Annotated in this window: 14 protein-coding genes; all 14 read right to left on the bottom strand. The window is 65.5% G+C overall.

The window, feature by feature from the left end:
* Positions 1–2 precede the first annotated feature (2 nt).
* Positions 3–800 (bottom strand): transglutaminase family protein, encoded by a 798-nt coding sequence (locus tag ACSX1D_RS08115; protein ID WP_439861754.1) that lies wholly within the window; start codon positions 798–800, stop codon positions 3–5.
* On the bottom strand, positions 797–1,747 hold the full coding sequence (locus ACSX1D_RS08110; RefSeq protein WP_208709505.1) for an alpha-E domain-containing protein: 951 nt from the start codon (positions 1,745–1,747) through the stop codon (positions 797–799). The genes ACSX1D_RS08115 and ACSX1D_RS08110 overlap by 4 nt, the downstream gene beginning before the upstream one ends.
* 2 nt (positions 1,748–1,749) lie before the next feature.
* A complete protein-coding gene (locus ACSX1D_RS08105) occupies positions 1,750–3,159 on the bottom strand; it encodes a circularly permuted type 2 ATP-grasp protein (protein ID WP_439861753.1) in 1,410 nt (469 codons plus the stop codon).
* A 357-nt stretch (positions 3,160–3,516) separates the two neighbouring features.
* Complete coding sequence (locus tag ACSX1D_RS08100) at positions 3,517–3,858, bottom strand: ribonuclease E inhibitor RraB (RefSeq protein ID WP_208709501.1); 342 nt, start codon at positions 3,856–3,858, stop codon at positions 3,517–3,519.
* A 291-nt stretch (positions 3,859–4,149) separates the two neighbouring features.
* The gene (locus ACSX1D_RS08095; protein WP_439861752.1) at positions 4,150–4,911 is read right to left on the bottom strand and encodes an SDR family oxidoreductase; all 762 of its coding nucleotides are present in this window, start codon (positions 4,909–4,911) and stop codon (positions 4,150–4,152) included.
* A gap of 235 nt (positions 4,912–5,146) precedes the next feature.
* Positions 5,147–5,551: a hypothetical protein gene (locus tag ACSX1D_RS08090; RefSeq protein ID WP_439861751.1), complete on the bottom strand. Its 405-nt coding sequence runs from the start codon at positions 5,549–5,551 to the stop codon at positions 5,147–5,149.
* Positions 5,552–5,555: 4 nt separating this feature from the next.
* Complete coding sequence (locus ACSX1D_RS08085) at positions 5,556–6,326, bottom strand: alpha/beta hydrolase (protein ID WP_439861750.1); 771 nt, start codon at positions 6,324–6,326, stop codon at positions 5,556–5,558.
* Positions 6,313–7,935 carry an ABC transporter transmembrane domain-containing protein gene (locus tag ACSX1D_RS08080; RefSeq protein WP_439861749.1) on the bottom strand — a complete coding sequence of 541 codons (1,623 nt, stop codon included), beginning with the start codon at positions 7,933–7,935 and terminating at the stop codon, positions 6,313–6,315. Before ACSX1D_RS08080 ends, ACSX1D_RS08085 begins: the two co-directional genes overlap by 14 nt.
* A 35-nt stretch (positions 7,936–7,970) precedes the next feature.
* Complete coding sequence (locus ACSX1D_RS08075) at positions 7,971–9,026, bottom strand: hypothetical protein (protein WP_439861748.1); 1,056 nt, start codon at positions 9,024–9,026, stop codon at positions 7,971–7,973.
* Positions 9,027–9,033: 7 nt separating this feature from the next.
* Entirely contained in the window at positions 9,034–9,693 is a 660-nt protein-coding gene (locus ACSX1D_RS08070; protein WP_439861747.1) for a hypothetical protein, read from the bottom strand.
* A gap of 229 nt (positions 9,694–9,922) precedes the next feature.
* On the bottom strand, positions 9,923–11,080 hold the full coding sequence (locus tag ACSX1D_RS08065; protein ID WP_439861746.1) for a trans-sulfuration enzyme family protein: 1,158 nt from the start codon (positions 11,078–11,080) through the stop codon (positions 9,923–9,925).
* Positions 11,081–11,109: 29 nt separating this feature from the next.
* Positions 11,110–12,474, bottom strand: coding sequence for a pyridoxal-phosphate dependent enzyme (locus ACSX1D_RS08060; protein WP_439861745.1), 1,365 nt, complete (start codon positions 12,472–12,474; stop codon positions 11,110–11,112).
* A gap of 174 nt (positions 12,475–12,648) precedes the next feature.
* The gene (locus ACSX1D_RS08055) at positions 12,649–14,724 is read right to left on the bottom strand and encodes an LTA synthase family protein (protein WP_439861744.1); all 2,076 of its coding nucleotides are present in this window, start codon (positions 14,722–14,724) and stop codon (positions 12,649–12,651) included.
* A gap of 5 nt (positions 14,725–14,729) precedes the next feature.
* On the bottom strand, positions 14,730–15,590 hold the full coding sequence (locus tag ACSX1D_RS08050; RefSeq protein WP_439861743.1) for a hypothetical protein: 861 nt from the start codon (positions 15,588–15,590) through the stop codon (positions 14,730–14,732).
* Positions 15,591–15,736 lie beyond the last annotated feature (146 nt).

The raw sequence follows: 15,736 nt of genomic DNA, 5'->3' as shown, positions 1-15,736 counted from the left end.
CGTCACTGGGCCCGGGCACGCAACTGCGGTAGAGCGGCCAGCTTCGCGTTCATCTGCTCACCGCCACCACCGCGACGCACGCCGCGTACCGGGCAGGCGTCCAGGTAGTCCAGGCCCACGGCCAGCTTCAGATGCCGCTCGGCGATGGCCAGGCAGTTGGTCACGTCGAAACTGTACCAGGCGTCGTCCAGCCAGGCTTCGGCCCAGGCATGACTGGCCAGCTGCTCGTCGTCACCGGTGAACAGGTAGCCGGAAACGTAGCGTGCCGGAATCCCCAGGCTGCGGGCGCAGGCGAGAAAGGCGTGGGCCTGATCCTGGCAGACTCCCTGGCGCCCGGCGAAGGCTTCGGCGGCGCTGGTCCCTGTCTCGGTGCTGCCCGGCAGGTAGCTGATATGCGCGTTCAATGCGTGCATCAGGTCGATCAGCGCTGCGCGGTCGCGACGCTGCTGGCAGTGCTGCACGGCGAACTCACGCATCGCCTCGTCCGCCGAGGTCAGGCTGGTGCTGCGCAGGAACGGCAAAGCGGAAAGATCCTCGTGCTCCGCTTCGCGGTGCTCGTCGATCTCTACCTCCCCGTGAGCGCCGATCACCACGGTGTCATGGGGCTCGTCCAGGGTCAGCACATGCAGGATATTGCCAAAAGGGTCGAGTTGCGCGCGGACCGGATGAGGCAGCTTGAGCTGCCAACTGATCACATGCTGGCGCTCGCTGTCATGGGGGGTCACGCGCAGGTACTGGATGCTCGCGCGCACCTGGTCCTCGTAGTGGTAGGTGGTGTCATGGCTAATCGACAGTCTCATGCTACCTCCAGGTATGACGTTTGGATGGCTTGGCCCAGCAGGCGAACCTGCTGGATGGATTCGGTGAGCCAGGCATGCAGCCCCTCATCGAGAATTTCGTTGATGCCGGTATAGCGCAGGCGCGCCTCCAGCTCGGCGGCCAGGCGCTGGGCCGGGCGGCCGTTTTCGCCGGGCAGGTTGGCGAGCATCAGATTGAGCTCCTCCAGGCAGGCGCGCAGCGAGCGCGGCACCTCCGGGCGCAGCAGCAACAGTTCGGAGACCTTGCGCGCCCCGGGCGAGCCGCGGTAGATCTCGGCGAAGGCCTCGAAGGACGACAGCGCCCTGAGCAAGGCGGTCCACTGGTAATAGCTGCGCGCCGGACGACCGTCGATTTCGTCGATGTCCTCGCCGAGCAACTCGTAGCGGGCATCGAGCAGGCGCAGGGTGTTGTCGGCGCGCTCGATGAAGATGCCCAGGCGAATGAAACGGTAGGGATCGCCCCGCATGATGGTGCCGAAAGTGGCGCCGCGGAACAGGTGCGAGCGCTCCTTGACCCACTCGCAGAAGCGGCTGATGCCGAAGCGCCCCAAGCCCTGTTCGGAGATGCCGCGAATCTCCAGCCAGGTGGCGTTGATGTTCTCCCACATGTCGCCGGTGATGCGGCCGCGGACGGCATGCGCATTGGTGCGCGCGGCCTGCAGGCAGCAATAGATGCTCGCCGGGTTGTCGGCATCCAGGGCGAAGAAGTTCAGCATGCGCTCGGCATGCATCTGCCCATGACGCTCCAGGTACTCGTCCAGGGTGCCGGTGATCAGCAATGGCATGGCCAGTTCGTCCAGGCCGTCGCCGCTACCGTCCTGCGGCATCAGCGACAGCGAATAGCTGACGTCGAGCATGCGCGCGAGGTTCTCGGCACGCTCCAGATAACGGGACATCCAGTACAGATCGGAGGCGGTTCTCGACAGCATGATTAATCCTCCACTACCCAGGTGTCCTTGGTCCCGCCGCCTTGCGACGAGTTGACCACCAGCGAGCCTTCGCGCAATGCCACACGGGTCAGGCCGCCTGGCACCAGGCGAGTTTCGCGACCGGACAGGACAAACGGCCGCAGGTCGATGTGGCGCGGGGCGATGCCGTTCTCGACGAAGGTCGGGCAGGTCGACAGCGACAGGGTTGGCTGGGCGATGTAGGCCTCCGGCCTGGCGATCAGGCGAGCGCGGAAATCCTCGATCTCCGCCTTGCTCGCCGCCGGCCCGACCAGCATGCCGTAGCCACCCGAGCCCTGGGTTTCCTTGACCACCAGCTCGGGCAGGTTGGCCAGTACATGGGACAGTTCCTCGGGCTTGCGGCATTGCCAGGTCGGCACATTCTTGAGAATGGCGTCCTCGTCCAGGTAGAAACGGATCATCTCGTCGACATAGGGGTAGATCGACTTGTCGTCCGCCACCCCGGTGCCAATGGCGTTGGCCAGCACCACGTTGCCGGAGCGGTAGGTCGACAGCAGCCCCGGCACGCCGAGCATGGAGTCCGGGTTGAAGGCCAGTGGATCGAGGTAGGCATCGTCGATGCGCCGGTAGACCACGTCCACCTGCTTGGCCCCCGAGGTGGTGCGCATATACAGCTTGTCGTCGCGCACCAGCAGGTCGGCGCCCTCGACCAGCTCAACGCCCATCTCGCGGGCGAGAAACGCGTGCTCGAAATAGGCGCTGTTGAAACGCCCGGGGGTCAGCACCACCACGGTGGGATTATCCAGCTCGCTGGAGCTCTTCAGGGTATCGAGCAACAGGCTCGGGTAGTGATTGATCGGCGCCACCCGCTGCGCGGAGAACAGCTCGGGGAACAGCCGCATCATCATCTTGCGGTCCTCGAGCATATAGCTGACACCGCTGGGCGTGCGCAGGTTGTCCTCCAGCACGTAATAGCTGCCATCGCCGTCGCGTACCAGGTCGACGCCGGCGATATGGGCGTAGATGTCACGATGCAGGTCGAGCCCCTGCATCGCCATCTGATAGCCCTCGTTGGTCAGCACCTGCTCGGCCGGGATGATGCCGGCCTTGAGGATGCGCTGGTCATGGTAGAGGTCGGCGAGAAACATGTTCAGCGCCTGCACCCGCTGGATGCAGCCGCGCTCGACCATGCGCCACTCGCTCGCCGGAATGCTGCGCGGAATGATGTCGAAGGGAATCAGCCGCTCGGTGCCCTGGTCATCGCCGTAGAGGGTGAAGGTGATGCCGGCACGGTGGAACAACAGGTCGGCCTCGCGCCGCCGCTGGGCCAGGGAGTCCTTGGGCGTTTCGGCCAGCCAGCGGGTGAACTCGCGGTAGTGCTCCCGGCACTCGCCGTTCGCCAGGTACATCTCATCGTAGTAAGTTCGCGCCATGCCGTACTCCTTGCCCCCGGATGCACTAGAGCGTTGCAAAGCCCGAGCCATCAGGCTTATCCCTGAAAGATCAATCTGATAGGCAGCTGATGGTAGTTACCCGCACCAAGACGGCACAGCAGGGCGAACAATCGTGCTCAACGCGCCCCAAGACGCGGCATTAAGCGCCACGATCAGAAATCACTAACGTTCAGTATAGGCATTCGCCAGTGCGCCGCCGGCCGGCGCGACGACGGTCGTCGGCTGCAAGCCCCGCGAAAGCGCACAGGGTGTGCCGCAGGGTCGGTTCAGGCATGGGCGAGGCGGCTCGCGCCCTCACCGGCCGAGAGCCGATGAGGGACTGCTGCAGGCCGGCGATCAAGGCCGTGAAGCCTTGACCTCCTGCGTCACCCCCCAGCCATCCAGGGTGCCGCCAAGGGGTACCACCACCGACTCCAGATCATGCTCGAAGTCGCCGATACCGGCATGGGTCGCATACATCACCTTGCTCACCTGCAGGTGCCAGGCGCCGTCATCGCGCTCGGTCACCAGGGCATGCAAGGACTCTCCACGAAAGTTCCTGGTCGCCATACGGGCCCGCTCCTCGTCCGGGAAAATGGCGTAGAACTCGATTGGATGGAAGCTGGCGAAGTCGAAACCGCCCTCCTTCATCCGCCGTAATACTCCGCTGCTGACATCATCGTGCAAGGCTGTGCTCATGAAGTGATCTCCTCAGGCGATGGATGGATTAACCGCTTTCCCATTGCAACCGTCTTTACTGCGGCGGTGTCGCGACACCCGAAGGTGCCGCCCGAGAATCAAGCAAGTGCTGCTTGATGTGTCATAAGCCAGACCTGAAGCCAGGGCTGGTCGACGTTGCGCCATTCAGATCGAATGATTCAGAGCCGTCTATTGCAGGGTAGCGCGAGCCGGACAACTTTGCTGTGGCAACCCATCACGAAAAGTTTCGGTGGCGACCGGCGGCGCGCCGGTAACCGGTGGCCGCCCAGGCTACTCGCGGCTGAGCCGGCCCATGATCCGCCGATTGATCCAGGCCGGCGCGAGCTGCGCGGCCCAGTACAGCAGCCGGAAGCGCAGACCGACCGGGCGATGCACCGCAGCCCCCTGGGCCTGCTGCCAGACGGCCTCGGCGACATCCCGGGCCTGCAGCCTGACGCCCAGACGGCGCATCACCGGCGCGTCGAAATGCTGGCTGGCGAGCATCGGCGTGGCGACGAAGGGCGGCATCAGGTCGCCAACCCGGATGCCATGCCGGAGCCACTCCAGCTCCAGCGCCTCGGTCAGACCGCGCACGGCGAACTTCGACGCCGAGTAGCTGGCCAGGTGCGGCACGCCGTAGATTGCGGAGGCCGAGCCCATGTTGATCACCTGGGCATTGCTGGTGTCCTTGAGGTAGGGGAAGGCCGCATGACTCATGTTGAGTACGCCGAGCACATTGACCTGCAGCATCCGCATCTGCTCGGCCTGGGGAATTTCCTCGAAGTAACCGCAGCACATCAGCCCCGCGCAGTTGAACAGCAGCCGCAACTGCCCGTCATGCATGGCGCAGAAATCCGCCAGCGCCAGCTGCGCCGCATCCGGGTCGGCCACATCCAGTTCGGCGTGCCAGACGCCACCCAACTCGCTCGCCAGCTCGGCCAGATCATGGTGATTGATGTCAAGCAGGCCGACCGTCCAGCCGCGGGAATGGAACAACCGGGCCGTGGCGGCGCCGATGCCCGAAGCGGCGCCGGTGATCAGGATATTGTCCACTCGGCCACCTCGCAGGCTCTGCACGATCAACGCCCGACGCGGGATGGAGCGAGTCCGCAGGGCCGAGCGCCAGGTTGAGTTAGACGGCAGCATGGAGCAGCGGCGCAATCCGCTGCCAGGGTCAGCTCGCACAGTTCTAGGTATAGTCCCGCCACGCTGTGGGCGTCAGCCAGACGCGCCCACGAGAGCAAGCGATCCGCCTGGAACCGCTACGCCGGCAAGGCTGGCTCGTCGCCTACAAGCCGACGTAGTTGCCCGCGGTGAAGTCGGAGTAGCGAATGATCGGCTTCAACTGCCCGGTGGAGCTGCGCCGGTACTTGTACAGCTTGTCGCCGACCCGACCAATGAAACGGCAGGATTTCTTCTTGAAGACCAGGCAGATCTGGCCATCGGGCATGACCTGCCAACGCCCCTTGCGGACCTCCCAGAAGCGTTCCTGCAGCACGCTGCCGTCTGGAGCGTAATAGGTATAGGTATTGATTTTCCGCGAGCGGTTGTAGGAGCGCACGGTGTTGCCGGAAAAGGCGGCGGTTACCTGCCTGGCGTCGAGCAACTGCGGAGCGTCCTTGCTGGGAACGGCCAGGGTCGTGCAACCGGCGAGCAGGATCGCGCCAAGGGAACTCATCAATAGTGTTTTCATATCCTCAATTTCCTTCTGGCCGCGCCAGGAAGCGGGAAACTCTTTGCAGCATGTCGGTCTGCTCGGCGCACAGGGCGAAATCGTGCTCGCCACCCTGCAATTCCGCCAGTTCGAGCGTGGCTACGTGGCCCAGTTGTCGCCAGCTCTCGACCCACTTGTGCGCCCTGACCAGGCGATTGCGGCCCTGCTGCTTGTCGATGCGCTCGCCCTTGCGCAGGCTGGCATCGCGCAGCGTATCGCGATCGCCGACCAGCACCAGCGTGGGAATCCTGGTCATCGTCTCTATCGCGGCCGGCCCCGGCAGCACGGATGGCCAGTTGGCCAACCCGCGCGGGTACTTCACCGCGCGGTCGGGAAAGGTGTACCAACCGGCGCCGGTGAGCACGAGGCTGCGGATGCGCGCGGGATAACAGAGCGCATAACGGTGACAGAACTGCGCACCGCCCGAGTAGCCAAACATGTCCAGCGTCCAACCCAGCACCCGCAGGTCACTGCCCAAGCTCATCAGCATGCGGTTGAAGGCAAGGTCGGCGCGGGTCAATCCGAGTCCATTGTCCAAGCGCTGGTAGCCAGGAAAGCGGTCGTGGCTGAACTCCGGGGCCAACAGGCGCACCCCCAGTTCATCGGCCGTCGCCCTGAAGGCCTCCTGCTGCTGGCGGGCGTTGCGCGAGATGCCGTGAACGCAGACGAACAAGCGGTTGGTGTCCCTCAGCGTGGCCGGCTCATAGAGCCATGCCGACAGTTCACGCGTGCTGTAGAGCTCAGCTGTTTTCATGGTGAGTCTCCCCGTTGGCGGTCCGCACCGTCGTCGGAATCGGCTCCACAACACCGAGAGGCGGCGCAGACAGGGTCCAGTGCTTGGTCGCCCACTGCGGCTTGCTCGCGTCGGAACGGGCGACAATCATGGTTCCGGGAAAGATGCTGCTGACCTTGGCCAGCAGCTCATCGATCGTCGAATCACTCGACACCGAGGCGTGATCGATAAGCAGCAACGAGGGACGCCTCAGCAAACCGCGCGCAAGCATCAACCTGAACTCTTCCGCGCTCGACAGCTGGATTCCCTTGGCGCCCAGGCGGCTATCCAGGCCGTTGGGCAATCTATCGGCCAGGCTGCGCAAACCGCAGAGGTCAATGACCTGCTCGATGTCCGGCTGCTCACCCCGGCGCATGCCATAAATCAGGTTCTCCCGAATGGAGGTATGCCAGAAGGTCGCCGGCTCACCGATCAGGACGATGCGTCGCTGCCGCTCGCTCGCGGCCAGCTCATCCAGGGAAATCGCATCGAGACTGCCGCTCAGTCCAGGCATGGGTTCGATGCCGGCCATCGCACGCAGCAGGCGGCTCTTGCCGCTCCCCGAGGCGCCCGAGAGCAGCACCCGTGCGCCGCCAGGCGCAGACAACCGGCGCTCGGCGCCCCCCTTCGCAGCGATGGACAGTGTGACGGAAACCGGCGCGCCGACGGGCAACTTGAGCCGGCGCCCGCCTGAGGCAACTGGGCTCCGACGCAGAAACCGCTGCAGCTTGAAGCACGCCAGCTGGTACTGGGTCCAGTATTCGTAGATTCGCCCGAGACGGCGCATCTGCGGCAACATGTAGAGGGAGACGATGATCACCATGACGAACTCATCCGCCGACAAGTGGCCGCTAAGCACACGACTGTGCCCTACCAATGCCAGCAAGCCCACCAGGGTCAGGCTGATAAACTCGGTGCCGGCCCGCAGCCAACCGCCGCCTTGTGCGCGCTTGAGCTGCCAGCGGTGCATGTCGTTGCTCAGCCGGCGAAAACGCCGCGCCTCGCGACCGGCCTGATTCACCGATTGAATCAGCGTCACGGCGGCAATGCGCTGGCTCATATAGTTCATCAACCGCGAACGATGCTTGCGCGTATTGCTGCTGGCGTCGTAGAAATATCGCCCGCCCAGCCAGTAGATCGGCACGGCGGCGACCGCCAGGCCGCCGAGCACCGCGACCAGCAGCGGATCGAGCACCAGCAAGGTGACCAGCGCCACCGACAGCCAGACAGTCAACACCGTAAGACGCGCCACCCCCTCGACCAACCAGTTACGCAGCGCCAGCAGGTCGCCGGTCAGGCGCATCAGCAGGGTACCCCGTCCGACGCGCAAGGCGTCCGCGGTGGGCAGGCAGAGGAAATGCTCGAAGATCTGCGTGCGGACCTCGTGGACATAGCTCTGGGCCAACTTTTCCGCCACCGTCCGTTCCATGAAGCGGCCGGCCGACAGCAAGAACACCAGGGGCACGAGCAGCAGCAAGCCCTCGAGGAACGGGCCGTCCTGCGCCATTATCCGGTTGCGGATCTGCATGATGAAGAACAGCAGCGAGAGGGACTGCAGCATGCCGATCAGGCTCAGCCCGACCAGGCCCAACCAGCGCCGATTACCGGTGACCTCGGCCAGCCTGCTCATCGCACCGGACTCAGTTCCCCAAGGACGATATCCACTGTGCGCGGGTCGTAGATCTGCTCCAGGGTGAGAGTGGGCAAGCCCGTGTAATGGCGGACCTCCTCAATGAGCAGAGGCGCCCTGGTCAGGGTTCCGCTGATCGCCAGCACCGGGACCCTGCTCGACGCCAGCTGCTGGACCAGCATCAGCGCACCTGGCGCGCAATCGGCGGCGACGAAGCAGCCATCGCACAGGGACATGAAGCCCTGATGCTCGATCAGAGCCTTGGTTTCCTCCTGCAAGATGCCATCGGCCAACTCGATCACCAGGTATTGCGCCTCGTGGGTGCAGGACACGTTGATGATCTGCCTGGCGATAGTGAAGAGGCGCTCGGTCGGCTGCTTCCAGGTCCCCGGCAGCCCCGCATCGGTAAAGTCGTAGGCGGCGATCGCCCCGGCATCGCGGAAGCGCCAGACGTCGGGTCCCGAGCCGGTGCCGGTCAGCTTGGCCGCCACCACTCGGCAAGCCTGGCGACTGAGGGTGGAGACCAGGGCAGTGGCCAAGGTGGTCTTGCCACTGTTCATGCCCGTGCCGACCACCAGCAAGATGCGCATGCCGCCCGCTGCCAACTGATCCGGTGCGTCCGCCAGGGTGACGAAGCGACCGAGATTGAGGACCTGCTGCTGCTCATCCGCCAGCAGACCGAGGATCTCGATTTCGGTTGCCGGCTTGACCGACGCATGACGACTGACGACCTCGGCGGCGATACCGCCGCCGGCGACCAGATGAGCGCTGCTGCCGGTCGGCAACGTCGCGGCGAACTGGTCGGTGGCGTATCGGTTGCCGGCCGCCAGGATCACTTCGTCGTCGACGAACAGATTGGCACGCCGCCCGCAAGGCAGTTCGATGCGCGGGTGCTGGCGGATCTTGGTGACACGGGCGAGCAACAGATCGCCCAGGGATACCGGCTGAACGGGTAGCAGCGCGTGACAGGCGGAAAGCTCAAGGTGGCGGGTGACATAACTCTGTTTGGCCTTCTGCAAACGCTGCTGAAGTGACGCTGATGAATCGATCATGGCCTGCTCACTTCGCCAATTGGCGGTGGATTTGCCTGATCCTTTTGGCATTGGCTTCCTGGGGGGCTAGCAGATGCTTCAGTGTGCGGTTCGTGGTAGTGGTCTTGTTTGCGCGTTTTCGATAGATCTTGGTCTTGGTCCGCTCCAGCGCGACGATCAGGTTCAGGCTGGGGGCATAGGTGATCAGGCGCTCGTCCTTGCGCGAGGAGCCGCTGCTGTTGCGATAACTGCGCAGACAGCTATAGCGCTCGGTGCCCAGCGTTTGCCCCTCGAGTGCAAAGGAACCCCTGCCCAAGGACTCGCATTGCCACTCGCGCAGCTTCCTTCGACCATCACGATAGATTCGTCTCAGCACGAAATGTTCAGCGCGTCCGGCGGCGGCACCGAGCAGACGCGCAGGGTCGCCGGACTTCACGTCGACCGTGTAGCTGCGCGTCGGGCGCAGCAGATCTTCACGGGCCAGAACCAGCGACAGAGGGTTGTTGCCGTAGGTATAGCGGCGCTTGCGGGTATCCTCCCAGACAGCACGGTTGCCGTCATAAGCAACGAGCTTCTCCACCGAGCCATCGGAATAGAGCGCCACCGTCCCGACCGCCGGCCTGGCATGGGCGCCCAGCGCCAGCAGCGACGAACAGATAATCAGAAGTAAAATTTTTGTCACTGACATGGGTCTCTCCCGCTACTGGGTCATTTGCGGTTCATAGGGCCGAATCGATGACCGACCTCTAGCTTGGATAAGACCATGGTCTGAAAAAGTGTGGACCATGGTCCGAGGTATTCAAGTGGTATCTCGCGTTACCCGAGGAACGGCACCCGCTGGCCTATCGACCAATGCGGCTGCGCACGGCCCCGTTCGCCCTCGCCGACGGCACCTCGGGGAACCCTCTGCCAACGGATCAACCGGCGACTGCCGCCAGGCCCTGCTGTAGGTCACGACGCAAATCCTCGACGTGCTCGATGCCCACCGACAGGCGCACCAGGTTGTCACCGATGCCGATCTGGGCACGACGCTCGGCGGGGATGGAGGCGTGGGTCATCTTCGCCGGCTGGCTGATCAGGCTCTCCACCCCGCCGAGGCTCTCGGCCAGGGTGAAGAGCGTCGTGGCCTCGAGGAAACGCCGGGTGCCCTCGCCATCGGCGGCCAGGTACAGACTGATCAGCCCACCGAAACCGCGCATCTGCTGCCTGGCCAGCGCATGCTGCGGATGGCTGGCCAGGCCGGGATAGAGCACCGACGTCACCTCGGGCTGGCGCTCCAGCCAGGCCGCCAGCTCGGCGGCGTTGGCGACGTGCCGCTGCAGGCGCAGGGCCAGGGTACGCATGCCGCGCAGGCAGAGGAAGCTGGAGAAGGGATCGAGAATGCCGCCCACCGAGTTCTGCAGAAACGCCAGCTGCTCGGCCAGTTCCGGGCGATCGGCAATCGCCACCAGCCCGGCGATCACGTCCGAGTGACCATTGAGGTACTTGGTCGCCGAGTGCACGACTATGTCGAAGCCGTGCTCCAGCGGACGCTGCAGGTAAGGCGAGGCGAAGGTATTGTCGGCCACGGTGAGGATGCCGCGCTCCCGGCCCAGCCGGCCGACCTGGGCCAGATCGCAGAGTTTCAGGGTCGGATTGGTCGGCGTCTCGACCCAGATCATCCGGGTCTCGGGCCTGAGCGCGGCGGCCAGGGTGGCGGCGTCGGCGTCCGCCGGCACATAGCTGATCTGCAGGCCGGCGCCGGGCTTGCGCACCCGTTCGAACAGGCGGTAGGTACCGCCATAGAGGTCGTCCACCGCGACTAGATGGCTGTTCGCCGGCAGTAATTCCAACACCGTGGCGCAGGCCGCCAGCCCGGAGGCGAAGGCGAAGCCCTGGGCGCCGCCCTCCAGGTCGGCGATGGCCCGTTCCAGCGCCTGGCGCGTCGGGTTCTGGCTGCGCCCGTACTCGTAGCCGGCGTGCACCCCGGGGGACTGCTGGCGAAACGTCGAGGTGGCGTAGATCGGCGGCATCACCGCGCCGGTCCAGTCCGGCTCGTAGCCGGCATGCACGGTGAGGGTTTCGAACTCGTTCATGGGGACTCCTGTGGACGGTCGGCCGGACGTCAGCGCAGGGTGCGGCGCCAGAGGCTCAGCACGTCACTCTTGGTGATCAAACCGAGAAAGCGGCCGTGCTCGACGATCAGCGCCACATGGCCCTCATCGAAGGTCTGCAACAGGCGCTCGAGCGGCACATCGGGGTCGAGGGTCTCGAGGTGCGTCACCATCGCCTCGCACACAGGCAGCTGGAAGTGCTCGGGGGCGTCCTTGACCGCGCGCAGCAGGTCCCATTCGTCGATCAAACCCACCACCCGGTCGCCCTCCATCACCGGCACCTGGTCGATATCGTGAAAACGCATGCGCCCATAGACCGCCGCCAGGGTCTCACCCGGCTTGCAGGTGACGGTGGCGCCCTCGTCGTAGCGACGGGCGATCAGGTCGCGCAGGTTGCCCTCCCTGGGCCTTTCGATCAGGCCCTGGTCGATCATCCAGTAGTCGTTGAACATCTTCGACAGGTACTTGTTGCCGCTGTCGCAGACGAAGGTCAGCACCCGTTTCGCCGTGGTCTGCTCGCGGCAGAAGCGCAGGGCGGCCGCCAGCAGGGTGCCGGACGAGGAACCGGCCAGTACGCCCTCCTCCTGCAGCAACTGGCGCGCGGTGTGCAGGCTCTCGGCGTCGCTGATGCGGTAGGCGCGCTTGACCAGGGCGAAATCGGCAATCGCCGGCACGAAGTCCTCGCCGATGCCCTCCACCAGCCAGCTGCCGGCCTCGCCGAACTGGCCCGTTTCCACGTAGTCGGCCAGCACCGAGCCTTGCGGATCGGCCAGGACCATCTCGACCTGCGGCGCCACCCGCTGGAAGAAGCGCGTCAGACCGCCCAGGGTGCCGCCCGAGCCGACGCCCACCACCACCGCGTCGACTCGCTGCTCGAGCTGGCGCCAGATCTCCGGGCCGGTGCCGCTCTCGTGGGCCCAGGCATTGGCCGGATTGTTGAACTGGTCGATGTAGAAGGCGCCGGGCATGGACCCGGCGAGGCTGCGTGCCAGATCCTGGTAGTACTCGGGATGGCCCTTGCCGACATCCGAGCGGGTCAGGCGCACCTCGGCGCCCAGGGCCTTGAGGTGAAAGATCTTCTCGCGGCTCATCTTGTCGGGCACCACCAGCAGCATGCGGTAGCCCTTCTGCGCGGCCACCAGGGCCAGGCCCAGGCCGGTATTGCCGGCAGTGGCCTCGATGATGGTACCGCCGGGCTTGAGTTCGCCGCTGCGCTCGGCCGCCTCGATCATGGTCAGGGCGATGCGGTCCTTGATCGAACCGCCGGGGTTCTGGTTTTCCAGCTTGACGAACAGCTCGCAGGGGCCGGTGTCCAGACGGGTGAGCGGCAGGATCGGCGTGTTGCCGATCATCTCGAGTATGGGGCTGCTGGGCATGGGCGTGTCCCTCCGCGGAGCGGCCATAGCGTCGCGCCCGAAGCGACTCCTGTGGTGCCGCGGGCTGCGGATCGGCCATGGGTTAGTTATAGGCACTGGGCCGGCTCGCGGCCAGCCGCGGGGCCGCCTCGGCCTCGGCGCCCGACGCGCGGAACAGCCCTGCGGCCGACTCGCTCAGTTGCCGTCGCGCACCCCGGCCGTGTTGTCCAGCAGACTCCTGGTGGCCGTCTGCAGGAAGGCGTCGAGGTCCCGCTGCAGCTGCGGATCGATCTCACCAGGCAGCCGCTCGGCGCTGGCCTGGGTGCCGAGCTGGTAGGCATACAGACGGGGCTCGAAGCCCTTAGGCTGGATCAGGATGCGCTCGGGGGTGAGGATGGCCACGGTCTGGTCGCCACCCGAGGGTTTGATCACGCCGATACCGCGGTCGCCGGCCGGCAGGTTGAGCAGGTCGCGGCCCCAGCACTGGTGGCGCACCTCGCCGCCCAGGCGGCCCATGATGGTCGGCACGATGTCGATCTGGGTGCCGAGGACATGGCTGGTTTTGCCGAATTTTTCCTGCACGCCCGGGCCGATCAGCAGCAGCGGCACGTTGAAGCGATACAGGTCCATTTCGGTGAGCTGCTCGGTGCTGCCGAAGCCATGGTCGCCGACCACCACGAACAGGGTGTCCTTGAAGTAAGGCGCCCGGCGCGCCTGCTCGAAGAACCGGCCGAGGGCCCAGTCGGCATAGCGCATGGCGGTGAGGTGCTCGTTCAGCGCCCCCTGGTCGGTGACCGGCTGCACCGGCAGGTCCTCCGGCAGCGCGTAGGGCGTGTGGTTGGACAGGGTCTGCAGCAGCGCATAGAACGGCTTGTCGCCGGAGTTGCCGGCCAGCTCCGCAGCGCCGCGGTCGAACATGTCCTGATCCGACACACCCCAGGTGGCGTCCATGAACACCGGGTCGACGAAGTCCTCGCGGCCGATGAAGTTCGTCATGCCCTGGTTACTGAAGAAACCGGACTGGTTGTCCCACTGGAAATTGCCGTTGTACACGTAGAGGTTGTCGTAACCCCGGGCGCCGAGCAGCTGCGGCAGGCCGGAGAACTGATGCGCGCCCTCCGGCGTGCGCATCAGGTACTCGAAGCCCGGCAGGTTGGGGAAGCAGGCCATGGTGGCGAACATGCCCTGGTGAGTATGGGTGCCGTTGGAGAAGAAGCGGTCGAACAGCAGACCCTCCTGCGCCAGCCTGTCGAAGTTCGGGGTGATATTGGCCGCCGAGCCCAGGGCGCCGACGAAGTGACCGGCGAAGCTCTCCATGAGGATTACCACCACATTGCGCACCGCTAGGGTGCGCTCCTGTGGCGGGGTGAAATCACGGCGCATGGCCGCGCTATTGGCGTCGACCAGCTGGTCGTGGGGGGTCAGCAGCAGCTTGCGCACCGTCTCCAGCGCCTGCTGCTCGGGGAGCGACGATTGCCAGGCGTTGTCGCGGTGTGAGGAGAAGCTGGCCTGGGCGGCCGAGACCAGGGTCAGGGTGCCGTTGAGGCCGAGCTGGTTGGCGAACATCGAATCGGTGGTGTAGGCATCGCCCCAGCGCAGCGGCGGCCCCTGCTGCAGATGGCCGCGGGCGGCGATCAGCGCCAGCAGCAGGCACAGGACGAAGGCGCCGAGTCGCCAGTACCAGGCCGGCGGCTTTGGCGAGCGGCCTGCCCCTGGCGGCTGCTCGGACGGACGGCTGAAGCGGTCCAGCGCCTTGAACAGCCTGGCCAGCAGCCAGGTCGCCAAGGCCCAGGCCAGCAGGTAGCGGGCCACCGGAAAGCCGTTCCACAGCATGCTCAGCACGGTCTGGCTGTCTTCCTGCAAGTACTGGAATACCAGGCTGTTCAGGCGCTGATGAAACTCGCGGTAGAAGTCCAGCTCGCCGAGGCCGAGAAACAGGGTGATGCTGGCGAAGCCGGTCAGCCACAGGCGCTGCAGGCCACGAGCCGCCATGGCGCGCAGGCTGAGCAGCGACAAGAGCAACGGCACCAGGGCGTAGACCACCACCCGCAGGTCGAAGCGCAGGCCGTTGTAGAAGGCCTCGGCAAAGGTCGCCGCCGGCGTGGTACCGATCAGTTCCCGGTTGTAGACCAGCAGGGCGACCCGCAGCAGCGCGTAGAGCGCGAGCAGCGCCAGGCCACAGCACAGGGCGAACTGCAGATGATGGCGGATGCTGGGGCTGGCCAGCTGCGAAGGGGACGATGGGATGCTGCGGGCGTTGGCAGTGGTCATGGCGATCAAGATCCGGCAGGCAGGCGGTCGAGTTGCAGGATGCGGTTGCGGCCCTGCTCGGCCAGCAGGTAGCGGCCCGGCGCCAGGGCGATGATGCTCTGCGCGGAACGCAGGTGATCGAGCACGACCTGCAACTGTCCCGCCGGATCGAGCAGCAGCAGCCGGGCCATATGGGTGGCGTCCTCGGTGATCCACAGGCCGTCGGCGCTGCACAGCAGAAAGCCCGGGTCCTGGAGGTCGGCCTGCACCAGGACGTCCGCGCCGGAAGCCTGCCACTGCTTGACCCAGCCGCGCTTCTTCTCCGTGTAGAACAGCCGGCCGTCGGCGCAGGCGGCGACGGCTTCGCCTTCGTCCAGGCCATCGCGCAGGGTCAGCAGCTCGCCATTTAGCGGGTCGTAGCGCAGCAGACGGCCCTGGCGCCGGTCCTCGATGGCGTAGAGGTAACGCCCATCGCTGGTCACGCCCTCGACGCTGTCCGACTCGAACAACGGCCTGGCCTGCTCGCCCTGCAGCAACAGCACCGGCAGGCGCCCGCCCTCCTGGCTCACGGCCACGCCGTCCCCCAGCAACGCCAGGCCGTCGGGCTTGGACAGGCCACCGAGCAAGGTGCTCAGGCGGCCGTCGGCGTCGCGCCGGAGGATGGTGCCCTTGCCGTCGTCGAACTCCTGGCTGATGAACAGCGTGCCCTGGGCATCACGGACCAGGGCGCTGACCCGCGGGATGTCCCTGTGGAACACCTGGTAGCCCCAGCCGCCGCAGGCTTCCACCGGATACAGGTGGCGCCAGGCCGGATAGGCCACCGCCGGGACCAGGGCGGCCCCGATAAACAGCATCAGCCAGTAGCGGATTTTTTCGCGCAGCAGCATCGGTACAGACTCCCATCGACTTCGAACGGCTCGCAAACCGAGCGGCGGGAGTGTGCAAAAGAGGGTGTGAAAAATATGTCGAGATAGCGTGGGTCGTTGGCAAGCCGCCGGCAAAGAAAAAGGACCCGCAGGTCCTTTTCTCGAAT

Origin of the sequence: Pseudomonas sp. MBLB4136 (assembly GCF_051904765.1) — a bacterium.
Lineage (GTDB): Bacteria > Pseudomonadota > Gammaproteobacteria > Pseudomonadales > Pseudomonadaceae > Aquipseudomonas.
Note: the sequence above shows the minus strand (reverse complement) of the source record. Positions and strands in the feature narration are given on the sequence as shown.